Here is a 22274-nt window from a genome sequence, read left to right on the forward strand (position 1 = left end):
CGGAAAGGAGGTTTTATGCAGGAAGAAGTAAACCAAAAAACGGTTGCCCTTTCAATCAGGACAACGAAGCTCACGGGAAAAGTGCTGGCTGCCGCTCTTGGCAAGGTGGTTCGGGCGCTGCAAAAGCACCACCAGAAGGCGCTGACCCCGCAGGGACGCCAGAGCGTGAAAAAGCTGATGAACCACTATGGCGGCAAAAGTGCCATGCCCTATGTGGGAGCTCCAAAGGATTTTGACCGGATCGCAAAGGAGTTCCATGTGGACTACGCTTTCCATAAAGTGAGCCCCGGCCATTACCTGCTGTTCTTCAAAGCCAATCAGGCGGACGCCATCACAGCGGCCTTCCAGAAGTACAGTGCAAAGGTGCTGAATAAAGAGCAGGACAAGGCTTCCATCCTCGGCCAGCTTCGGAAATTCACGGAGCAGATCAGGACACAGGCAAAGGAAAAGCAGCGGACCAGAGAGGCGGTGAAGGACGGACGTTGAGTGACAAGATTAGAAAATATGTGCTCCCCAACCTGCCGTACCTCTTTGTGTTCTGGTTTTTCTCCAAAATCGGGACGGCCTACCGGATCGCCCCCGGCACAGACTTCGGGACAAAGCTCATGGGGATGCTCGATACCTTCCCCAAAGCCTTTGAAACCTACTGGCCGGGGCTTGGCGGTATTGACCTGCTGGTGGGCCTTGCCGGTGCGGCTGGGGTGTATCTGCTGATACAGTCAAAGATCAGGCAGGCGAAAAAATTCCGCCGGGATGCGGAATACGGCACCGCCCGCTTTGGAACAAAGGAGGATATAAAGCCGTTTGTTGACCCTAAATTTCAGAACAATGTCATTCTGACCGGGACGGAGTTCCTTACCATGAACACCCGTCCGAAGATACCTGCCAATGCCCGGAATCTAAACGCCTGTGTCATCGGCTCGTCCGGCTCGGGAAAGACAAGGTTCTGGTTGACCCCGCAGCTCCTTCAAGCCCATTCCTCGTATGTGGTGGTAGACCCGAAGGGCGGCACCCTCGACCAGTGCGGGCGGTTTCTGCAACGGGAGAAATACAGGGTGCGGGTGTTCAACAGTATCGACTTTTCAAAATCCATGCACTACAATCCGCTGGCCTATATCAAGACGGAAAGCGATGTTTTGAAATTTGTTACTGCTCTGATCGCCAACACCAAAGGCGACGGCAAGGAGGGCGACGAGTTCTGGACCAAAGCCGAAACCCTCTTGTACTGCGCCCTTGTGGCCTACATCGTCTTTGAGGGGCCGGAGGAAGAACGCAACATGAATACGCTGGTGGAAATGATAAACAGCATGGAAGTCCGGGAGGATGACGAAACCTTCAAAAATGCGGTGGACTATATGTTTGACGGGCTGGAACGCCGCAGCCCCCAGCACTTCGCCGTGAGGCAGTATAAGAAATACAAGCTCGCCAGCGGCAAGACAGCCAAAAGCATTTTGATTTCCTGCGGTGCAAGACTGGCTCCCTTTGATATTCCCCAACTTCGGGAGATCATGTCTTATGACGAACTGGAGCTGGATAAGCTGGGGGATGAAAAATCAGCGCTGTTCTTTCTTATCAGCGACACGGACACCACCTACAACTTTTTGGTTGCCCTCGCTTTTTCGCAGATGTTCAACCTTCTGTGTGAACGGGCTGATAACACCTATGGCGGGCGTCTGCCCTACCATGTGCGGGTGCTGTGGGACGAGGCAGCCAACACCGGACAGGTGCCGGGGCTGGAAAAGATCGTGGCCGTCATCCGCTCCCGTGAGATCAGCCTGACGCTTTTTTATCAGGCAATGAGCCAGTGCAAGGCATTGTACAAAGACCATTCCGAAACCATCATGGGCAACATGGACAGTATCGTATTCCTCGGAGGCCGGGAGGCTTCCACCCTAAAGGATATTTCGGAAAACTGGCTGGGCAAGGCCACCATCTCTATGCAGACCGAGGGCCGAAGCCGTGGACAGTCTGAAAGTTACAGCCAGAATATGCAGCGGCTTGGCCGGGAGCTGATGACCACCAGCGAGATCACCACCATGCCCGGGGATAAATGTATCTTGCAGCTTCGGGGGCTCCCGCCCTTCCTGTCCCCGAAGTATGACTTGAAAAAGCACCCGAATTACAAGTACACAGCCGAATTTGATAAAAAGAAAAACGCCTTCCGCTTGGAAAGCCTGTTCCGCCACCGGCCATTGAGACTAAAGCCGGAGGACGAATACACGGTGTACGAAGTGGACGGCTCCGACACGGACGAAGAAGCTGACCTGTTGAATTTCGATGATCTGGACAGCGACGAGTTTGTGTAACTTCGGGCCATGTTGACCCGAAGCGCCGCCGATGTGGGCGGCTTTTTTTGTACCCAAAATCATCAAACAAACAAAATGGAGGAACGTATATGGAATTTTTCAATCAGGCAATCGACATTCTTAAAATTCTGGTCATGGCTCTTGGCGCTGGTCTGGCGGTATGGGGCGTCATCAACCTTCTGGAAGGTTACGGGTCGGACAACCCTGCGGCAAAAAGCCAGGGCATTAAGCAGCTCATGGCTGGCGGCGGTGTCGTTCTGATCGGCCTTCAGCTTATCCCTCTGCTGTCCGGGCTGTTCAGCTAAATGTCACCCGTTGTCCCTTTTTCCAGAAAAGGAGCTGATGTATGGACTTTATCATCGACGCAATCGTTGAATGGCTGAAAGGTCTGCTCGTCGATGGTATCATGGGAAATCTGGACGGCCTTTTCGATAACGTCAATCAGAGCGTTGGCGAAATCGCCACACAGGTAGGCACGACCCCGGCGGACTGGAACGCCGGGGTCTTTTCCATGATACGACAGATCTCCGAAACTGCCATTCTGCCAATCGCCGGGGTCATCCTCACTTTTGTTATGACCTATGAACTGATACAGATGCTCATAGAACGCAACAACCTCCATGAAGTTGACACATGGATGTTCTTTAAGTGGGTGTTCAAAACCTTTGTGGCTGTGATGATCCTGACGAATACCTTCAATATCGTGCTGGCGGTCTTTGATGTGAGCCAGCATGTGATCCAGCAGTCAGCGGGCATTATCCAGAACGGGACAGAAATCACGCCGGATGTGCTGGACAGTCTGCGGACAGAGCTTGAGGCGATGGAGTTAGGCCCTCTGTTCGGACTCTGGCTCCAGTCCTTCCTGATCCAGCTTACCATGATTGCCTTAAACATCGTGATTTTCGTCATCGTATATGGCCGTATGATTGAAATTTATTTACTCACAAGTTTAGCGCCTATCCCGTTTGCCACAGTCCCCAACAGGGAAACCGGACACATGGGGCAGAACTATTTCCGCTCCCTCTTTGCGGTGGGCTTTCAAGGCCTATTGATCTTAGTCTGTGTCGCCATCTATGCGGTGCTGATCCAGAGTATCGCCACCGACGGCGACCCCATCGGGGCGATCTGGGGCTGCGTGGGATATACGGTGCTGCTGTGTTTTACCTTATTCAAAACAGGCAGTCTTGCAAAATCCATCTTCGGCTGCCATTAAGAGACTTCGGGCCATGACGACCCGAAGCGGAAAGGAGAAATCCATGCAGGAAAAAACAGCGGGCGGAACACCAGCCGCCCCTATAAAGCTGGATGTAAGCGTGCGGGTCATCGAACCTGTGAAAAACCTCATGGGCTTTGCCAGCGTGAAATTCAATGACTGCTTTGTGGTGGAAAATCTGAAAATCGTACAGGGCAGCAAGGGGCTCTTTCTTGGGATGCCCAGCCAGCCAGACGGCAAAGGCGGCTACCGGGATATGGCCTACCCTGTCACAAAGGAGTTCCGGGAACAGCTCAATACCGCTGTTCTGCAAGCCTATGAGGCAAAGCTGGAACAGATGGCGGAGCGCGGCTCTGTGGGGCGTGCGTCCATCAGCGACCAGCTCAAAGCTGGAAAAGCGGCTGCCGAACAGGCAAAGGCAGAACGGCCTCCGAAGGAAAAGCCCAGCCGCAGCGCAGAGCGTTGACCTCGGGCCATGCTGGCCCGAAGCAGAAAGGAGGCGAAACCCATGCCACGCAAACGGATGGGCTATGACGCGGCCTGCTATTACGACGGAAAACTGCTGGGGCGCTGTACCAAAGCGGACAGCGACGCCTATACCCTGTTGATGAACGCCTGCGGCGGGGAGGCCGCCCGTGTCCTTCGGGAATATGCCTATTTTTCCCCGGAGCTGAAGGCCATCTTGGAAAAGGCGGCTCTCATGCAGGCGGACCGGAGCCGGACGGGCGGGATGTTCCATGCGCCGAAAAGTTCCCCGTGGGGCGAGGTGCAGAGCTATGAAACCCTCTGTCCAGGGGTGTTTCTGGTATCTACCGCCAGCCACGGCGGAACGATGGTGGCAAACGAGGTAGCCGCCGTCCTCTCCCCAGCGGCCAAAAAATGCGGCTTCAAGGACAAGGGCTATATTTGCTATGAGGAGGACGCACAGGAAAGCGTAGTGCTCCGGGAGCTGCTGGACAAAAAGCTGTGGAAAATCCCTGACCGCATTAAGGACAAAGGACAGTTTGAAGAAAAACTCAATCAGTCCATCCGGCAGTATCACCCCGAATACTGGCGGGCAAGGCAGAGCGGACGAGAGGCCGCCGAAGCTGCCCGCAGCACAGCCCCGGCCAAAGAGGCCGCAAGATAACCTCGGGCCATGCTGGCCCGAAGCAGTAAAGGAGGTGTACCAAAATGGCCTATGTGCCAGTACCAAAAGACCTTTCCAAAATCAAGACAAAGCTGGCCTTCAACCTAACGAAGCGCCAGCTTGTTTGTTTTTCCAGCGCAGCGGCGGTGGGCCTCCCGGCTTACCTGTTTTCCCGTGGCAGTATCGGGAACAGTGCCGCCATGTTCCTGATGATCGGCCTCATGCTCCCGTTCTTCTTTCTGGCTATGTATGAACGAGACGGTCTGCCGCTGGAAAAAGTGCTGAAAAACATCATCCGCACCCGGTTCCTCTATCCCCGTGTGCGGCCTTACAAAACCGAAAACTTCTATGCGCTGCTTAGCGCCAGAAAGGAGGCGCAGCCGATTGCGAAACAGCAGAAGGGCCGGAAAGCCCGCAGGCAGAAAGCCTGAAAAGCGGGGCCTTACCGGCCTGTTCACGAAAGGAAAGAACATTCCCACCACCGCCCAGCAGACCCTCCCTTACCGGGAAATGTACCGGGACGGGGTGTGCCGGGTAGCGGACCGCTATTACACCAAAACCATTGAATACGAGGACATCAACTACCAGCTCGCACAGTCCGAAGATCAGGCAGCCATCTTTGACGGGTGGAGCGCCTGCCTCAACTACTTTGACAGCAGCCTTCCGTTCCAGCTTTCCTTCCTCAACCACCGGAGCCGCCCGGGCAGCCGGTACAGCGTGAACATCCCCATGCAGGACGATGATTACAACAGCGTCCGGTGTGAGTATGTGGAAATGCTGGAAAACCAGATCGCCAAAAGCAACAACGGCATTGTCCGCACAAAGCTCCTGACCTTCGGCGTGAACGTGGACGACCTTCCCACCGCCAGGGCAAGGCTGGAACGTGTAGAGGCGGACATTTGCGGGAACTTCAAAAAGCTGGGCGTCAAGTGCCGTTCCCTTTCGGGGCTGGAACGGCTGGAGCTTCTTCACGGGCAACTCCACCCCGGCAGCGGCTCCCCCTTCCGGTTTTCATGGGATATGATCCCCAAAACCGGGCTTTCCACCAAAGACTTTATCGCCCCGGACAGCTTCGATTTCCGTTTCAGCCGACTGTTCCGGGTGGGGACGACCTGGGGCGCTGCCTCTTACTTGCAGATTTTGGCCTCGGAGCTCTCGGACAAGCTGCTGGCGGAGCTTTTGGAAATGGATGCGGAAATGACCATTACCCTCCATATCCAGACCGTCGATCAGGCCGCCGCCGTAAAATCCATCAAGGCCAAAGTCTCCGACATTGACAAGATGAAAGTGGAGGAACAAAAAAAGGCAGCCCGGTCAGGGTACGACATGGACATACTCCCGCCTGACCTTGTAACGTACAGCAACGACGCAAAGACCCTCTTGGAAGATTTACAGAGCCGGAATGAAAGAATGTTCCTTCTGACCTTCCTTGTGGTAAACATGGCCCCGACCCGCCGGGAGCTGGACAACGACCTGTTCACGGTGTCCGGTATCGTCCAGAAATACAACTGCACCTTGAAGCGGCTGGACTTCCAGCAGGAGGGCGGTTTTCTTTCCAGCCTTCCGCTGGGCCATAACGGCATTGAGATCAAGCGCGGCATGACCACCAGCTCCACGGCCATTTTCGTTCCATTTATGACGCAGGAGCTCCGCATGGATGGCGAAGCCGTCTATTACGGGCTCAACGCCCTTTCCCATAACGTCATCATGGCAAACCGGAAAAAGCTCAAAAACCCCAACGGCCTGTTCCTCGGTGTGCCGGGCTCCGGTAAATCCTTCGCCGCAAAGCGGGAGCTTGTGAACGTGTTCCTTGCCACAAAAGACCGCATTATCGTGGTGGACCCGATGGGCGAATACTCGCCCCTTATCAGGCGGCTGGGCGGACAGGTCATCGAGATCGCACCGGACAGCCCCCACCACATCAATCCGATGGACATTGATTTGAGCTTTGACGAGGAAAACCCGATGGCACTGAAAGCCGACTTTATCCTGTCGCTGATGGAGCTGATTGTCGGCGGCAAGGACGGCTTGCAGCCGGTGGAGCGTACCGTCATTGACCGCTGTGTGCGCCAGATGTACCGGGAACACTTGCAGGACCCGGAAACAAGCAAAATGCCGACCCTCCAAACCCTGTATGACCTGCTCTGTTCCCAGCCGGAGGGCGAGGCGGTGCGGCTGGCGACGGCCCTTGAAATTTATGTGTCGGGCTCCCTTAACGTGTTCAACCATGAAACCAATGTGGACTTAAACCGCCGTCTGGTATGCCTTGACTTAAAAAAGCTGGGGGCCGGGCTTCGGACGATTGCCATGCTCATTATGCAGGACTTGGTAAACTCGCAGGTGTCCATGAATTTCCTCCGCGGTATCGCCACATGGTGTTACTTTGACGAATTTCATGTGCTGCTCCGTGACCGTCTGACGGCAAGCTATTGTGTGGCGATCTGGAAAATGCTGCGAAAAAAAGGGTGCGTTCCGAGTGCTTTAACGCAGAATGTAAAGGATTTTCTGGCAAGCCCGGAGATCGAGAACATCTTTGAAAACTCGGACTTCCTTGTGCTGCTCTCGCAGGCACAGGGGGACCGGCAGATTTTAGCCAAACAGCTTGGGATCAGCCCCCACCAGCTTTCCTATGTGACCCATACCAATTCCGGCGAAGGGCTGCTGTTCTTCGGGAATACCACCATCCCGTTTGTTGACCGCTTCCCGCAGAATACCGAACTGTACGCCATTATGACCACCCGCCCGGAGGACAAAAAACAGGAAATGAACCGGGCGTAACACACTTCGGGCCATGATGGCCCGAGGTTTGGAAAGGAGGGATACATTATCGGAAAGAAACCGGACAAACGGAATTTTCAAAGGCCGGGGCCGACGGAGGATACCGGGGACAATCGCCCCGGACCGGCAGAACGGGAAGGACCTTCCCCCGCACCGTCCCGACGTCTGCGGTTTGAGGACGAGGATGCCGGGCAGGACAGTCCTTCGGGCCATGATGGCCCGAAGTCCAAAAGCGGCAAGTTTCAAGAGGACAGCCGCAAAAGCCGTCCCTCTGACCGCATGAGGCAGGAGGATGAAGCGAGCAGGCCGCAGGATACCGGCAGGGCACAGGAGCCGGAGGGCTCCGCCGAGAAGGCCGGGAGTAAAAAGGACAAGTACCAGAAGGCGCAGGCCAAAGCGGAGCGCGCCGGGGAAAAGCTGGGAAAGGCCCGGGAGAAGCTGGATAAGGTCGAGGCGAAACGGGCGGCGCAGAAGCCGCCGGGGCTTGCGAAGAAAGCTGTCCGGGGAGCCCGTACAGAAGCATGGTTCTATGTCCACAACAAGATCCACGAAGTTGAGCATGAAAATGTGGGTGTGGAAGGAGCCCATAAATCCGAGCTGGCCGCAGAGGCCGGAGCCCGGAAACTGACCCGCTATGCCAAACGCCGCTGGCGGGAACACCCAGCCCGGAAGGTGGCAAAGTGGGAACGGAAGGACATAAAAGCCCGGGCCAATGTGGATTTTCAAAAGATGGCCTCCGAGCACCCGGAACTTGCCAGCAATCCGCTTTCCCGTGTGCAGCAGAAATGGAAACTGAAACGCCGGTATTCCAAAGAAGCAAAGGCGGCTGCAAAACAGGGCGCAAAGGCCGCAAAGAAAACCGCTGCCGCTTCGGGAACTGCGACCCGTCGGGCGGCGCAGTTTGTGACCCGTCATCCCGTGGCGGTGCTGGTCCTGCTCCTGCTGTTGCTGCTCTGTTTTCTTGTGTCGGCGGTAAGCTCCATCTTTCCCACGCTTGGCAGCGGCCTTGCCAATGCGTTATCCGGCACCTCCTACGCCTCGGAGGATATGGACCTGCTGGGCGTGGACGAGGACTACACGGCACTGGAAAACGAGCTGGCGCAGACGGTAGCGAACATCGAAAGCACCCATCCCGGCTATGACGAGTACCGCTATTCCGTGGACGAGATCGGCCATAACCCCTATGAGCTGGCATCCTATCTCTCGGCAAAGTACCATGTGTATTTCCGGGAACAGGTGCAGGACGAACTGCGGGAGATCTTCGAGGCACAGTATGAGCTGACCTTGACGGAGGAAGTCGAGATACGCTACCGCACCGAAACCAGCACCGACCCGGAGACCGGGGAAACCACCACCGAGGAAGTCCCCTATGAGTATTACATTCTCAATGTGACCCTCACAAACAAGACGCTGCCTGCCGTGATCCTGCCGAGGCTTAACGAACAGCAGCGGGAAATCTACACCGTTATGCAGCAGCTCAAAGGCAACAAACCCTATCTGTGGGAAGGGATTTACAACGGTGGCGAAGATACCGGCCCCAGCTATGAGATACCCGGCGAGGCGCTGGATGACCCGGCTTTTGCGGCGCTCATGGAAGAAGCCACAAAGTACATCGGCTGGCCCTATGTGTGGGGCGGCTCCAGCCCGTCCACCTCCTTTGACTGTTCGGGCTTTGTCTGCTGGGTGTACACGGCCAGCGGCGTCCACAACCTGCCCCGTACCACGGCGCAGGGCATTTACAACCAGTGTGCTATCATTTCTCCCTCCGAGGCAAAGCCCGGCGACATTATCTTTTTCACGGGAACCTATGACAGCCCCGGCCCTGTATCCCATGTGGGGATTTATGTGGGCGACGGGATGATGCTCCATTGTGGTTCGCCCATCCAATACGCAAACATCAATTCAAGCTACTGGCAGACACATTTCTATGCCTTCGGGCGTTTGTGAGCCAGAGGAAAGGAGTCCTTGCATGAACAAAATCGACAAGCTCGATAAGGAACTGGAAAAAGCCCGGGAGAAGGCCGCCGAATGGCAGGCCAAAATCCGGGAGCTGGAAAAGCAGAAACAGGAGGAAGAAAACAGCCAGATCGTGCAGGCGGTGCGCTCCCTTAAACTGACGCCCGCCCAGCTTATGGCTTTTCTGAATGACCCCAAAAATAGCCTTACCGCTTCGGGCCATACTGACCCGAAGCCGGAGGCACCCGAAAAGGAGGACACGGCCCATGAAGAAAACTAAATTTCGCAGGCTGGCGGCAATGGCTGCCAGCCTTTTGTGTTGCCTGATCTTTACAGTCCCGGCTTATGCACAGAGCAGCGAGCCGCAGCCGGAGACAGCTCCCTCCCCGGCAGAAACCGAAGCAGAGCCGGAAACCCAGAACCCCTTTACCCCGGACGGGACGGGAACCGTGGTGGACAACGCCACCGACGAGGATGGAAAGGAGTTCTACACCATCATCACAGCAGACGAGAGCGTGTTTTATCTGGTGATCGACAAACAGAAAACCAGCGAGAACGTCTATTTCCTCAATACCGTTACCACAGACGACCTTCTGCCTCTTGCCGAACAGGGTAAGGAACCGCCCAAAGAAGTGACCCCGGAGCCAGAGCCAAAGCCCACCGAACCGGTGGAGGAAGTACCGGAACCCGAGCCGGAGAAAAAGGACAGCCCCCTTCTCTCTCTGCTCCTGATCGGTGCGGTGGTGCTGGCCGGCGGTGGAATTGGTTACTATTTCAAGATTTACAAGCCGAAGCATGAAGCCCCGGATTTGGAAGATGATTACTGCGAATATGAGGACGGGGAGCTGGAGGAGATCGCAGAGGAACCCGAGGACGAAGATACCCCGCCATGGGAGGAAGATACGGAGGAATGAGAATGAATTTTACAAGCAGCCCTTTTGAACGAATGATGAAGGAAGTACCGCACCCCGGCTGGGACAATGACGACCCTTGTAAGGGATGCCGTTACTACAAGGAGTGCAAAGGAAAGAAAAAACAGTGCCGGAAGAAGTTCCGGGCGCTGATCGTGGAGCCCCGCCCTTCGGGCCATCGTGGCCCGAAGTCATAAATGGACGCCCGGGAGCTAACCCGTGACGAGAAGAAGAAAATCCGTTCTCTTGTCATGGGGATGTGTGCCAACTATGACCGGGAAAGCGGCCTGTGCCTTCCTCTTGACTGTGCCTGCTATATGCTGCACAAGTGCTGGACAGGGGCGTACTGCCGTTACTTCCGTGAGGCTGTCCTGCCCCTTAACCCGGAGCTTCAAGCGTCGCTGACAACGGAAGGCATCTCCCCGGAGCTGCGGGCCTGTGCGGTCTGCGGAAAGGCGTTTTTGCCCGAGGGGCGTCAAGCCTACTGCTCCGACGCCTGCAAGACCGAAGGGAACCGCCGGAAAAGCCGGGAACGCATGAGGAAAATGCGGGAGAAAAGGCCGGGCGGCTGTTACGATTTGCCGCCTCCAAAGGCTTGACATTCCGGGCTTTTTTGAGGGTGTTTCCGGGGTGGGAATATCTTATTACATTCCTCCCCGGTCTGCCCTCTTATTTCGTAACATCCAGCACTTCGGGTCATGTTGGCCCGAGGCACAGAAAGGAGGAATCTCTTGGAGACAGTACAAGGATATGTGATTTTGAAAGCTGCCACCTTTGAAACCGGACACGGCTTTGCGCTGGGGCATAATCCGGGAGCGCCGAGCCCCTTTGTGACCTGGCAGTTTACCGAGGGGGAAAACGGCCATCGGGATTACTACTGGGGCCGCTATGGAACCAGTCAGGCGTGGGCGCAGAGGGACTTTGACCGCCGGGTGGACGACTATCAGCAGTTTTACCATGCGGCGGTCAAGCATACCGAGCTGGGACCGGAGGGCGTTTACCGCTATTATTCCACCCAGCGGCCCGTGGACATAGGAACTTACCCGAAGCCGCCGGATAACCAGCCTCTTTCCATCGTCAACTACGATGATGACAGGCGGCGTCCTGTGGCAGACGGCAGGCTGATGGCATGGGGCGAACTGACCTACGCAAAGCCGCTGACCGAAAAGCAGATGGAGGATTATGAGCTGAAACCAGCACCGGGCAATCCTGACCGGGTGCGCCCATCCATTACTGCCCGGCTCAAAGATGAAACCAGAGGGCAGGAACCCCCGAAGGAACCCGGCCAGAAGCGAAACCATAAAAACCATGAGGAACGATAAAGGAGGATCGCCATGCACGAAAAAGACAACTATCTGAAAACCGCCGAGCTCTCCACAGAGCAGAACTGCAACATGATCGACGGCGTACCCAACAACACGCCCATCCCGCCCACGCCCCCGGAGTTGGACGCAAAACCGCTGGATAAGGTAAAGGAGCCCAAAGAACGCCGGAAAGGCCGGGAGCTGGAACGCTGATGGAGAACCGCAAGCGGAATGTCCATCTGCACGTCATGGTAACACCGGACGAGCTGGCGGCCATCCATGAGCGGATGGCCGAGGCGGGCATTTCCAACGCCGGGGCTTATGTACGGAAAATGGCTCTGAACGGGTATATCCTGCACATCGACCTTACGCCCGTAAAAGAGCTGATCTCTCTGCAACGGCGCTGTTCCAACAATCTCAATCAGGTCGCCGTACACGCACACACCTATGGCGTGTACCCGGAGGAAATCGACGGATTGAAGCGGGACTATGAAAAGCTGTGGGGCGAGGTGTCAAAGGTGCTGCGGGAGCTTTCCGAGCTGGTGGCAAAGTAAGACGAGGGCGGCAGGCTTCCGTTGTGGGGCTTGCCGCCCTGCTCTTTTTTTACCACTTCGGGCCAGTATGACCCAAAAGTTTGGGACAGGATTTACTAATCTTTCGCAACATTTATGTCCCCGGGCAAGCATGATAAAATAGAGATAGAAAGAATAAAGGAGGTTTTGATGATGAAGATACTGCTGAAAATATTGGTTGCTCCCTTTGCTTTGGCGTTGTCCCTTCTGGCGGCTCTGCTGGTGTTCCTATTTGATATTTGTGCCGTCCTGCTGACGATTGCCTCTGTGATCCTGGCGGTGCTGGGTGTCGCTCTCTTTTTCACGCCGACGCCCATAGGCGGGATTGTATTTCTGTTTCTTGCCTTCCTTCTTTCGCCGTATGGACTGCAAGCGGCGGCGGGCTCCCTTCTTTGGGCGCTGGACGGAGGCAAATCCGCTCTGTACCGGTTTCTGGCAAGTTAAGCAGCCTCGGGCCATACTGGCCCGAAGTCGGGGCGGTCTGAATGGGCCGCCCCTTTCTCATGGAAAGGAGGAATGATTTTTGGCTACCACAACTTTGTTACAGCGCCATGCGGGCGAAGGCGAAACGATTGCTGAGGCTATCCGGGATTGTCTGGACTATGGCAAGGACCCGGAGAAAACAGAAAGCGGAAAGTATATCTCCGCTTATGAATGTGATCCGGCCACCGTGGCGGACGAGTTCCTTTTGGCAAAGGCCAGCTATGCCGCTATGACGGGCCGGGAACAGAAGAAAGAAAATAATGTGCTGTGCTATCAGATACGACAATCCTTCTATCCGGGCGAGATCACCCCGAAGGAGGCGAACCGTATCGGCTATGAGCTGGCTATGCGCTGGACAAAGGGGCGGCACGCTTTTATCGTTACCACGCACACCGATAAGCAGCACATCCATTGTCACATTTATTACAACTCCACCACCCTTGACTGCACCCGGAAATTCCGAAATTTTTGGGGCTCCAGCTTCGCCCTTCGGCGGCTCTCTGACAGGCTGTGCCTTGAAAACGGGCTGTCCATCGTGGAGAACCCGAAGCCCCGGAGCAAGAGCAAGTATCGGAACTATGGGGAGTGGCAGAAAGACCGGAAAGGACCGCTTTCCTATCAGGACCGACTGCGCCTTGCTATTGATACTGCGCTGGCGGAACGCCCCGCTGATCTGGACGAATTTCTCAATTTGATGAAGCGGGCCGGGTATGAGGTCAAGACGGTTCGGGGCGGCGGTATCAGCTTCCGGCTGACCGGGCAGGGACAGGAACGCTTCACCCGTCTGCGTGCCTCCACGCTGGGGGACGGCTACGACTTGCAAGATGTTCTGTCCGCCATTGAGGGCAAAGAAAAACGCACCGGGCGCTCGGAGCGGAAAATCAGTCTGGCGGTGGATATTCAAGCAAAGCTGGCTGCCGGTAAGGGGCCGGGATATGAACGCTGGGCGAAGGTATTTAACATTAAGCAGATGGCTGCTGCCCTTGCTTATATACAGGACAATGGCCTGACCGATTATGAGCAGTTGGCACAGAAAGCCACCGAGGCAGCAGACCGTTTTCATGCCATTTCCGAGCAGATCAAGCAGACGGAACAGGCCATGAAAACCAATGCCGGGCTAAAGGCCGCAACGGTTCAGTATGCCAAAACCCGTCCAGTCTTTGAGCAGTATAAGGCGACGAAGTACAGCCGGAAATTCCTTGCGGAGCATGAGGCCGACCTTGAACTGTACCGGGCTGCACAAACGGAAATGCGCTCTCTGCTGGGCGGGGCGAAGCTCCCCAAAATGGATGTGCTGAAGGAAGAAGGCCGTAAGCTCACAGCAAAGAAAAAACAGCTCTATGGAGAATACCAGAAGGCACGACGGGATATGCAGGAGATCGTCACAATCAAGGCGAACATTGACACTCTGATGGGCTACACCGAGCCGGGAAGAAAGCAGGAAAAGGAGCGTTAAGGTTATGAAAATAAGGAGCAAAGCGACGCTGACACTTCGGGCCATGTTGGCCCGAAGATACGGGTTTGGGGCGAGCCCCAACAAGCCGCCTTTGTGCCACTTGTGGCCACAGAGGCATTGCTTGCCACTTAGCGGCAGCCCCTAAAATGGCGCAAAAAAACAGAGGCCCTTATTCTGGAACCTCCGTTTCTCTGGCTTTCTTGAGCCCCTCGGCTGTGGCTTCTATCACGACAAGCTCTTTTTCGTTCATGGAGTTTAGGAGCACATCAATATGCTTTCTGCAAGGGCTTTCCTGTTCGCCTCCGTCCGTATGAATAAACTGGTCAACCGAAATGTCAAACATGGTAATGAGCTTTACAAAAAGGTTGAAACTCGGATACTGTCCTTTGTTCTCGATATTCATAATGGTACGGGAGTCACGGTCTACCAATTCCGCAACATAGGCTTGCGTCCAGCCCTTTTCTTCTCTGGCCCGTTTGAGAGCCGCCCCGAGGCCGTGAAAGTCAAACCTTCTTTCATTTTGGTTCATTCTCATATCACCCTATATCATTGTACATTTCGGGTTGGATTATGAGAATGTAATGAAATTTTACATAAAGTAGTATTTCATTTCATCAATGTGCAGCCTCCAACTTGTACTATTCGAGGTAAAGAACTATAATGTATTCTGTGGAGGCGCGAAATGGACTATATGACATTGAAAGGGGCCGCCGAAAAGTGGGGCGTGACACCTCGTAGGGCAAATTATTATTGTGCTGGTGGACGTATCCCCGGTGCTGTGAAAATGGCTGGTGTTTGGCTGATCCCTAAAGCTGCGGAAAAGCCGATTGATGGCCGGACAAAACAAGGGAGGTTGCTGAAACATGAATAGTGTTTTGATTATAGACGATGACAAGAAACTTTGTGCCTTGATGAAAAAATGTGTGGAACAAGAAAATTTATCTGCGGTAGTAGCACATGGCGGCTTAGAGGGTCTGAGGCTACTGGAAAAAAACAAGGATACCTGTTCACTAATTATTCTGGATGTGATGATGCCAGATATGAACGGGTTTCAAGTATTGCAGAAAATCCGAGAGAAAAACAATGTGCCGGTGCTGATGCTGACCGCCAAAAGCGACGAAGAAGATAAGGTTTCTGGTCTGCGGCTGGGAGCGGACGATTATCTGACAAAGCCGTTTGGAATTAACGAACTAATGGCTCGTGTCAATTCTCTAATCCGGCGCTATACCACCTTAAACCCTGTGACCGGAAACGAAGCCGCCACCATGCTTCTGAAAGATATGGTAATTGATAAAATCAACCGAACCGTAACGGTTCAAAATCTCCCGGTAGACTTGACCGGCAAAGAGTTTGATTTGCTTCTATTTTTGGCGTCCAACAAGGGTCGGGTCTTTACTAAAAAACAACTTTATACGCAGGTGTGGACAGAAGAATATGATTTTGACGACAATAACCTCATGGCATTTATCAGTAAACTGCGAAAAAAAATCGAGCCAAATCCAGAACAACCTTTTTATATTCAGACTGTCCGCGGTGTAGGGTATCGCTTTAACAAGGAGGCATGAGCATGGAAATTAACCTTTATCTATTGTTGTCCTTATTGATTGCTTTGCTGGTAATCAGCTATCTTTTGGGAAAACTTCACCGCGTCCGTGGTCAGCTTTTTCTTATTAGGGATGCCCTAAACGATATAAAAGCCGGGAATTTGAACCGCCGTGTATTGGCGCGGGAAAGCGACCTGACAAAACAAATCTGTTATGATATTAACGAGATTGCCATGAGCAGCCAATCTCGGCTTATACAGCAAAAGCAATCCGAACAGGCTTATAAACGGCTTATGACAAGCCTTTCCCATGATGTAAAAACCCCTCTTGCTTCTCTGGTTGGATATTTGGAGGCTGTGGAAAGCAAGATGGTAACAGGAGCTGAGAAGGAAGAATACATTCGGGTGGCTATGGAAAAAGCCTACCACCTGAAAGATTTTGTGACCGCCCTGTTTGAATGGGTGAAGCTGGATGCCGGGGAACAGATTTTTCATTTTGAGGTCTGCGACCTGAATGAGCTTTCCCGTGACATCATGGCTGATTGGGTGCCGCTGCTGGAAAACCACGATCTTAGCTATGAAATTGAGATACCCGAAACAGAATACATGACACGTGTTGACTCTACCGCCTACACTCGTATTCTCAATAATTTACTGCAAAATATCCTGACGCACAGTGATGCAAGCAAAGTTTTCCTGACCGTGACTGAAACTGAGCAGCAAGCAAAAATCGTTGTTGCTGATAACGGCAACGGGATTGCCGCCTCTGATCTCCCGCATATCTTTGAACGGATGTATCAATGCGATCACTCCCGTTCTGCCAAAGGGAACGGGCTGGGCCTTTCGATTGCCAAAGAGTTAGTCAGTATTCATAAAGGAACGATTACAGCCGCTAGTGTTCCCGGAAACGGAACAACCTTTATCATCATACTTCCGAAAGCTCTGTGATCCCACGGAGCTTTTTTTGAAAAAATTTTATCTCGGCAAGGTTATGGCAAGGTTTGCGTTTTATAATTGGAACCATGAAAGGAGGAAACCGTATGACGATTATTACAACTGAAATCCAGAAATGGAAACGGAATAAAATTGTCTGGTGCATTTTGGCTCTAACACTTCTGCTTGGAGCGTTTGCGATTGAAAGGGCTTGCAGCATTTCAAGGAGCAGTCCCTTTATGGATAGTTTTGGCGACCTTTACACACTGGCCTTTAAGAATCTGTCCAGCCTGTTTCTGCCGATTGTGCTGGGAATGTTTGCAACGACACTGTTTTTCGATGAACACAAAAATGACACGATGAAAGAACTGCTTATCATCCCTATTACAAAAGCACAGCTATACTTTTCAAAAGTCGCTGTGGTTATTCTGATGTCCGTAGGACTGTGCCTGATTACTTTTCTTTTGTGTGTTGTCGGTGGGCTGATTGCCGGAGGCTTTCCCGATCTGAACGCCCAAACACTGATGGACGCTGGTCTTTTGTATCTGGCAGGTGGTATTCTGATTCCCATAGCCATGCTTCCGATTGTGTTTCTTTCCACGCTGTCAAAGGGATATATCCTGCCCATTGGCGCAACGCTGCTTTATCTGATTCCCGTAGTCATTGCCCCGGCTTATCTTACGGGAATACACCCGCTGGCAAGCGTGATGGGGATTTATCCCCATATTTCCGAAGCGGCCGCAGCTATGGTAGAAAGCCTGATGCAAGGCGTTTTATTCAATACTTCGCCGCTTGTTTGTGTCGGTTCGCTGCTCTTGATCGGTGCTACATTTGCCGCCGCATCCGTAGTGGCTCTAAAAAAGCAATCTTACTGAAAGGAAAGACCTATGAAACGATTGAGTTGTTTATTACTCGGTATTCTGCTTGTTTTTTCTCTTTGTGCCTGCCAGCAGGCCGCTCCATCTTCCGGCGAGGCTCCCGACCAACAGGCCATTACGGAAGAAGCAACCGAATACTTTAACCAAATGATGGATGGAGATTTTGAAACTTTCTTCAATGCGTTGCCGCAGGGCGTACAGGACAATATTTCTGCGGAGACGATACAGGAAACATGGGAAGAAGAAGTCGATAAGCTGGGCGGGCTGCCGGAGAACACTTCCCCGGATGTGTCCTGCTATGTGCCGGAACACTCTGACCAAATCCGTGTTGAATTTGTCATTCCTTGTGACAAAGGCAATTTCAAAGTATTCATCAACTATTTCCCGGATGGCAGCCTTTACAACTATGTTATCTGGAAGAACGAAACAAAATGAGAAAGCGAGGCATTTTTATGAGTGATCTTGTGATTGAAACCAAAAAGCTGACAAAGATTTACGGGGAACAAACTGCCGTTAATTCTGTGAATCTTCATGTAAAACCGGGCCGGATTTATGGACTTTTAGGACGCAACGGAGCCGGTAAAACCACAATTATGAAAATGATTTTGGGCCTTACACCAATCACTTCCGGCGAAGTAGATGTGTTCGGACAGAACATCAAAGGCCATGAGAAACGCATTTATCCCCGTATTGGAGCCATCATCGAAACTCCCGGTTTTTATCCGAATCTGACCGGCACAGAAAACCTTGAAATTTTTGCGAAGTTACGAGGGACACCCCAGCCCAATGCTGTCAAGAACGCGCTGGAAGTTGTGGGATTGCCCTACAAGGACAAAAAGCTGTTCAGTAAGTATTCCCTCGGCATGAAGCAGCGCCTCGGTATTGCCAACGCTATTCTGCATGACCCGGAGCTTTTGATTTTGGACGAGCCGACCAATGGACTTGACCCTATCGGTATAGCCGAAGTGAGGAACTTTATTAAGAATTTAAGTGTGGAGCGTGGCAAAACCATCCTAATTTCCAGCCATATACTTTCCGAAATTTCACTGTTGGCAGATGACATAGGCATTATCGACCACGGGGTTCTGCTGGAAGAAAGTAGCATGGAAGAATTAGAAAAGAAAAATCGGAAATACATCCAGCTTCAAGTGTCGGATATTCCAAAAGCCTCTTTAATTTTGGAAAGGCAATTCCATGTGACCGATTATGCGGTGCAGGACGAACACAACCTGCGGCTTTATGACACCGCACTGGATATGGCGGCAATCAACAAGGCCCTTGTGGTGCAGGATGTAGCTGTTATCAGCTCCCAAATCTGCAATGATACCCTTGAGGATTATTTCAAACAGATCACAGGGGGAGAGGGAATTGCTTAAACTGATACAAGTTGAATTTCTAAAACTGCGCCGGAGAAAGTTTATCTGGCTCATGCTGCTGGCGGCGCTCTTTATGCCACTGGCTGCCGTATTTTACTTTTCAAGTGTCAAAGGAACCGGTGTGGACCCCATTATGTTTTACAAATGGACAGCGTTCAGCTATACCCCGTGGATCATCCTACCGGTAGTGCTGGGGATGTTGTGTACCATGCTGATGTATAACGAAAACCAGTATGATATGCTCAAACAGCTTTGGATTGTACCGGTCAATAAAATGGCATACTTTTTCAGCAAGTTTGCTGTGGTGCTGGTGTATTCCATTTGCTTTATGCTAGTTACCGCAACGGCGTCCATTCTGACCGGCATACTATCCGGTTATATTCCCTTTGACAGTGAAAGTGTCCTTTATCTTTTGCGGAAGTGTATGGAAATTTCTCTGTTGACCGCCTTTGCGGTGTTACCAGTACTGGCGGTTGCCGCAGCGCAAAAGGGCTATATTCTCCCTGTTTGCCTGACGCTGATTTATACATTCCTCGGCTTTATCCTCTTGATGGTGAATATGTACCTACATCCGCTGTCCAGTATGACCGCTATTGTTATGTATGATATTCCGGGTGTTGTATTCGATCAGCCATTAAATATTCCAGCCGCATTTCTGTGTATTGGTGTATGGGCTGCTGCTTCGGCTGTATTGGCGAATGTGGCTTTGGTTCGGAGAAAGTGAGGTGCAAAAAATGATGAAAGATTTGCTTTGGGCGGAGAGCCAGAAACTCCACCGTTCCAAAATACTCTGGATTGCTGGGTTTGCAACAGTCATGGTAGGGTTGATCGTCTTTGCACAGGGACAGTTTACATTCTATGACCGCCGATATATTGACGGGGCTGGATGGTTTATGACAGCGGCCCAATCCCTTGCTACCTTTTATGTTCTGCCTGCTGTAATTGCCCTATTGGGAAGTTATATGATTTGCCGGGAGGAACAGGAGGATACCTTAAAATCTCTGCGGCTCATTCCCGTAGATGAAGTGAAACTGACACTTGCCAAAATGATACTTGCCTTTGTGTTCAGCGTTCTGATTTACCTTTTACTTTTTGCAATTACCTTTCTTGTCGAGGCAGTTTTGCATTTAGAAGCACTTTCCGTTGGCCTTGTGTTAGAAAATCTGAAAATATATTTTCTGGATGGGGTAGGCGTATTCTTTGCAATTTCGCCTATTATCGCTCTGGTAGCGCGGATGAAAAAGGGGTATTGGCTGGCTCTGGTATTTGCAGAAATTTATTCGTTTGCTGGATTATTTGCGAGTATGTCCCAGCAGTTAAAGACGGTATATCCCATGACAGCCGTTTTCAATATCTCTGGTTATTATAATGCAAATATGTTTCAGGTTTTAATCGGTGTTGTAATTCTGATGGTTTGTGTGATTTTGTCATTGTTAATTTTGAAAGGATTGAACCGCAAGACTAAATAAATGCAATATATCTAATGATCTGCCGGACGACGGCAAAAGAAAAAAAGCCGTCGTAAAGCAGACACATTTTCACGCGCCTATGAAGCGGCGGCTTTGATTTTCAGAGCCGCCGTTTCTTTTCGTCTATCCTAAACCAACGACGACCTAACACCGTGTAAATCCACGGCGGCATATAGGAGGATTGCCGCCGTGTCTATTTTTGTCTTTTTTCACAGTACCCATGATCTGCACCAGCTAAAAAAAGCGTAGCTCCCCCTCCGGGTTATTCCGGCTATGTATGCGAAATTTGTTGGAACCTTAACTATCATGTCATTTCATGCGTCCGTGTGGCTTCATGCCGCCCGGGCGCTTTTGTGTTCTTATGGGGCTGCTTCGGGTCATGTTGGCCCGAAGTCATTCCCCGGTGCCGCTCCCCGCCGCCTTCGTTTCGGTCACTCGTCAACCAACAACCGAAACGGAGGTCAATATGGCTATTATCAATTTGCGGGACTATTACCCATTCTATACATCGGATTGCTTCATGGAAGTATCGGAAGAAGTTGCAGAAATGTTCAAAGAGTTTGATCGTAAAGAGGCTGCTTATCGGCTGCGTACATACCGCCACAAAGCCTACTATTCCCTTGATCGGGATGACGGGCTGGAGCATGAGGCTGTCTTTGTCGCTTTATCTCCCCATGAACTGTATGAGCGGAAAGTGACCATGCAGGAACTTCACGCAGCGATTACCAGTCTGCCAGACAAACAGGCAAAACGGATTTACGCCCATTTCATTCTCGGCATGACCAAACAGGACATTGCCCGGGCAGAGGGCGTCCATGAAAAAGTAGTTCGTGTCGCAATCGAGCGAGGTCTGCGTCGCTTAGAAAAAATTTTGAAAAATTCTTTGTAAGGCGTACCGATTTAGGTCGGAAAATGAAATGGTTTATGAGAGGCAAAACACTTCGGGTCACAATGGCCCGAGGTTCAGACAAGCCTCATGCAGATTGAAAATTGAATAAAAAGACACCCGGATACGAAGGGGAACGCGCTGTGTGACAGACCCGCCATGACCTCAGATTTCAGAGAATACAGTCTTTGTAAAACTGAGCGAGCGAACAGGTCCATGCCATAGGTGGGGCAAGGCTGGCTCCACCGGAACAGGCGCAGAACCCGGATACTTGCGTTTAGTCACAGTCCGAGCGTTGAAGCGGCCTTGCAAGCCGTGAGCCGTCGCAGGCAATGAGAACGCCTTGCCATCAGAATGGGGAGAGTTGAAATACTATGGGGCATGAAGCCTATGCCCGTCCGGTGTGTCTGAAATGAAGTGAAAACCTATGGGGAGCCCCCGGCAATGCTGTCTGATGATAGGCCAACCGATCCGGCGTGGCTCCCCATCTTTTCAAAAAAGGAGCACTTTATGGGAAATGCGTTTGGAATGATCCCCGGCTTGGAACCGGACGAATGGAGCAATGACGCCTGCCGTGGTTATGTCATTATGGCAATGGAGGACTGCGGATTTTCAAAGAAAGATATACGGCATGTTGTGGGGCAGCTTTATGAAGTATTTGACCTCAACAGCGTGGAGGACGCCAAAGAAAAGTACCATTCCAGTCCTTACTGACCTCGGGTCACATCGACCCGAAGTGGAGAAAGCTCAAAGGGCGGCACCTGCTGGGTGCCGTCTTTTGACATTTCCCCACGGGACAAGTGGGAAAGGCAGGCATATACACGCACTTTCACAAAGGAGGTTTTCAATGACGCAAGCTGTCACTTATGAACGAGAAACAAAGTCTGTCGCATTTCAAGGGAAGATCATTGTGCTGGAAAGCCTCACGCCGGTACTTCCCCCGAAGGAGAAAGCACAGCGCAAAAAAGAAATTGAGCGTTGTCTTTATGAGGTGTTCCGCAAATATGGAGACAGATTTCCCTAATCATTCGCAACATTGTTGTCCGGGGCTGCTGATGGTATAATATAGTTGTAAGGTTGG

At 52.2% G+C, this 22274-nt stretch carries 30 protein-coding genes; 29 read left to right on the forward strand and 1 reads right to left on the reverse strand.

The annotated features are described in order from the left end of the window. Positions 1-15: 15 nt before the first annotated feature. The 18 genes from DW724_RS06280 to DW724_RS06370 all read left to right on the forward strand — a co-directional run bounded on the left by DW724_RS06280 (position 16) and on the right by DW724_RS06370 (position 14108). Positions 16-486, forward strand: coding sequence for a PcfB family protein (locus tag DW724_RS06280; RefSeq protein ID WP_025543433.1), 471 nt, complete (start codon positions 16-18; stop codon positions 484-486). Next, positions 483-2306 carry a VirD4-like conjugal transfer protein, CD1115 family gene (locus DW724_RS06285; protein ID WP_021425361.1) on the forward strand — a complete coding sequence of 608 codons (1824 nt, stop codon included), beginning with the start codon at positions 483-485 and terminating at the stop codon, positions 2304-2306. Before DW724_RS06280 ends, DW724_RS06285 begins: the two co-directional genes overlap by 4 nt. An 89-nt stretch (positions 2307-2395) precedes the next feature. Beyond that, entirely contained in the window at positions 2396-2611 is a 216-nt protein-coding gene (locus tag DW724_RS06290; RefSeq protein WP_016306504.1) for a Maff2 family mobile element protein, read from the forward strand. 41 nt (positions 2612-2652) lie between these two features. Further along, complete coding sequence (locus DW724_RS06295; RefSeq protein ID WP_005927637.1) at positions 2653-3519, forward strand: VirB6/TrbL-like conjugal transfer protein, CD1112 family; 867 nt, start codon at positions 2653-2655, stop codon at positions 3517-3519. Positions 3520-3562: 43 nt separating this feature from the next. Then, positions 3563-3985, forward strand: coding sequence for a SpoVG family protein (locus DW724_RS06300; RefSeq protein ID WP_117613993.1), 423 nt, complete (start codon positions 3563-3565; stop codon positions 3983-3985). A 42-nt stretch (positions 3986-4027) separates the two neighbouring features. Further along, a complete protein-coding gene (locus tag DW724_RS06305) occupies positions 4028-4648 on the forward strand; it encodes a DUF7007 domain-containing protein (RefSeq protein WP_442861257.1) in 621 nt (206 codons plus the stop codon). A gap of 44 nt (positions 4649-4692) precedes the next feature. Then, positions 4693-5079 carry a PrgI family protein gene (locus tag DW724_RS06310; RefSeq protein WP_003500106.1) on the forward strand — a complete coding sequence of 129 codons (387 nt, stop codon included), beginning with the start codon at positions 4693-4695 and terminating at the stop codon, positions 5077-5079. Further along, positions 4997-7426: a VirB4-like conjugal transfer ATPase, CD1110 family gene (locus tag DW724_RS06315; RefSeq protein ID WP_442861258.1), complete on the forward strand. Its 2430-nt coding sequence runs from the start codon at positions 4997-4999 to the stop codon at positions 7424-7426. Before DW724_RS06310 ends, DW724_RS06315 begins: the two co-directional genes overlap by 83 nt. Before the next feature lie 279 nt (positions 7427-7705). Further along, positions 7706-9373: a C40 family peptidase gene (locus tag DW724_RS06325; protein ID WP_118760988.1), complete on the forward strand. Its 1668-nt coding sequence runs from the start codon at positions 7706-7708 to the stop codon at positions 9371-9373. A gap of 22 nt (positions 9374-9395) precedes the next feature. Next, a complete protein-coding gene (locus tag DW724_RS06330; RefSeq protein WP_005927622.1) occupies positions 9396-9662 on the forward strand; it encodes a DUF4315 family protein in 267 nt (88 codons plus the stop codon). Continuing rightward, entirely contained in the window at positions 9649-10296 is a 648-nt protein-coding gene (locus tag DW724_RS06335; RefSeq protein WP_118760989.1) for a DUF4366 domain-containing protein, read from the forward strand. Before DW724_RS06330 ends, DW724_RS06335 begins: the two co-directional genes overlap by 14 nt. A gap of 2 nt (positions 10297-10298) precedes the next feature. Next, on the forward strand, positions 10299-10490 hold the full coding sequence (locus DW724_RS06340) for a hypothetical protein (protein ID WP_003500082.1): 192 nt from the start codon (positions 10299-10301) through the stop codon (positions 10488-10490). Next, the gene (locus DW724_RS06345; protein ID WP_118760990.1) at positions 10491-10892 is read left to right on the forward strand and encodes a cysteine-rich VLP protein; all 402 of its coding nucleotides are present in this window, start codon (positions 10491-10493) and stop codon (positions 10890-10892) included. Positions 10893-10991: 99 nt separating this feature from the next. Next, positions 10992-11615 carry a hypothetical protein gene (locus DW724_RS06350; protein WP_005927609.1) on the forward strand — a complete coding sequence of 208 codons (624 nt, stop codon included), beginning with the start codon at positions 10992-10994 and terminating at the stop codon, positions 11613-11615. Between the two features lie 12 nt (positions 11616-11627). Next, a complete protein-coding gene (locus tag DW724_RS06355) occupies positions 11628-11810 on the forward strand; it encodes a DUF4316 domain-containing protein (protein ID WP_003500078.1) in 183 nt (60 codons plus the stop codon). Next, complete coding sequence (locus tag DW724_RS06360) at positions 11810-12151, forward strand: plasmid mobilization protein (protein ID WP_005927607.1); 342 nt, start codon at positions 11810-11812, stop codon at positions 12149-12151. The genes DW724_RS06355 and DW724_RS06360 overlap by 1 nt, the downstream gene beginning before the upstream one ends. A 168-nt stretch (positions 12152-12319) precedes the next feature. Further along, complete coding sequence (locus DW724_RS06365) at positions 12320-12613, forward strand: CD1845 family protein (protein ID WP_243105699.1); 294 nt, start codon at positions 12320-12322, stop codon at positions 12611-12613. Between the two features lie 79 nt (positions 12614-12692). Continuing rightward, positions 12693-14108, forward strand: coding sequence for a relaxase/mobilization nuclease domain-containing protein (locus DW724_RS06370; protein WP_118760991.1), 1416 nt, complete (start codon positions 12693-12695; stop codon positions 14106-14108). 169 nt (positions 14109-14277) lie between these two features. Here DW724_RS06370 and DW724_RS06375 read toward each other — a convergent pair whose 3' ends face one another. Next, positions 14278-14643, reverse strand: a complete 366-nt coding sequence (locus DW724_RS06375; protein ID WP_202183514.1) for a helix-turn-helix transcriptional regulator — start codon at positions 14641-14643, stop codon at positions 14278-14280. A 147-nt stretch (positions 14644-14790) separates the two neighbouring features. On the opposite strand from DW724_RS06375, the gene DW724_RS06380 reads away from it, so the two are divergent. From DW724_RS06380 to DW724_RS15790, 11 genes are all read left to right on the forward strand, one after another. Then, a complete protein-coding gene (locus DW724_RS06380) occupies positions 14791-14979 on the forward strand; it encodes a hypothetical protein (RefSeq protein WP_005945178.1) in 189 nt (62 codons plus the stop codon). After that, positions 14972-15673 (forward strand): response regulator transcription factor, encoded by a 702-nt coding sequence (locus DW724_RS06385; RefSeq protein WP_005945175.1) that lies wholly within the window; start codon positions 14972-14974, stop codon positions 15671-15673. Before DW724_RS06380 ends, DW724_RS06385 begins: the two co-directional genes overlap by 8 nt. A 2-nt stretch (positions 15674-15675) precedes the next feature. Continuing rightward, positions 15676-16599: a sensor histidine kinase gene (locus DW724_RS06390; RefSeq protein ID WP_118760993.1), complete on the forward strand. Its 924-nt coding sequence runs from the start codon at positions 15676-15678 to the stop codon at positions 16597-16599. A 92-nt stretch (positions 16600-16691) separates the two neighbouring features. Further along, a complete protein-coding gene (locus DW724_RS06395; RefSeq protein ID WP_005945168.1) occupies positions 16692-17459 on the forward strand; it encodes an ABC transporter permease in 768 nt (255 codons plus the stop codon). A gap of 12 nt (positions 17460-17471) precedes the next feature. Next, complete coding sequence (locus DW724_RS06400) at positions 17472-17897, forward strand: DUF3887 domain-containing protein (RefSeq protein WP_085808135.1); 426 nt, start codon at positions 17472-17474, stop codon at positions 17895-17897. A gap of 17 nt (positions 17898-17914) precedes the next feature. Further along, positions 17915-18838, forward strand: a complete 924-nt coding sequence (locus tag DW724_RS06405; RefSeq protein WP_118526926.1) for an ABC transporter ATP-binding protein — start codon at positions 17915-17917, stop codon at positions 18836-18838. Further along, positions 18831-19562 (forward strand): ABC transporter permease, encoded by a 732-nt coding sequence (locus DW724_RS06410; protein WP_005945158.1) that lies wholly within the window; start codon positions 18831-18833, stop codon positions 19560-19562. Before DW724_RS06405 ends, DW724_RS06410 begins: the two co-directional genes overlap by 8 nt. Positions 19563-19575: 13 nt before the next feature. Continuing rightward, positions 19576-20307 carry an ABC transporter permease gene (locus tag DW724_RS06415; RefSeq protein WP_179148991.1) on the forward strand — a complete coding sequence of 244 codons (732 nt, stop codon included), beginning with the start codon at positions 19576-19578 and terminating at the stop codon, positions 20305-20307. A 466-nt stretch (positions 20308-20773) separates the two neighbouring features. Beyond that, complete coding sequence (locus DW724_RS06420; RefSeq protein ID WP_172679366.1) at positions 20774-21196, forward strand: RNA polymerase sigma factor; 423 nt, start codon at positions 20774-20776, stop codon at positions 21194-21196. A gap of 441 nt (positions 21197-21637) precedes the next feature. After that, positions 21638-21907 carry a hypothetical protein gene (locus tag DW724_RS06425; protein ID WP_118760994.1) on the forward strand — a complete coding sequence of 90 codons (270 nt, stop codon included), beginning with the start codon at positions 21638-21640 and terminating at the stop codon, positions 21905-21907. 133 nt (positions 21908-22040) lie between these two features. Then, positions 22041-22217 carry a hypothetical protein gene (locus DW724_RS15790; RefSeq protein WP_165483719.1) on the forward strand — a complete coding sequence of 59 codons (177 nt, stop codon included), beginning with the start codon at positions 22041-22043 and terminating at the stop codon, positions 22215-22217. The last annotated feature ends 57 nt before the right edge of the window (positions 22218-22274 follow it).

Source organism: Butyricicoccus sp. AM27-36, assembly GCF_003480945.1.
GTDB classification, from domain to species: Bacteria; Bacillota; Clostridia; order Oscillospirales; family Butyricicoccaceae; genus Agathobaculum; species Agathobaculum butyriciproducens.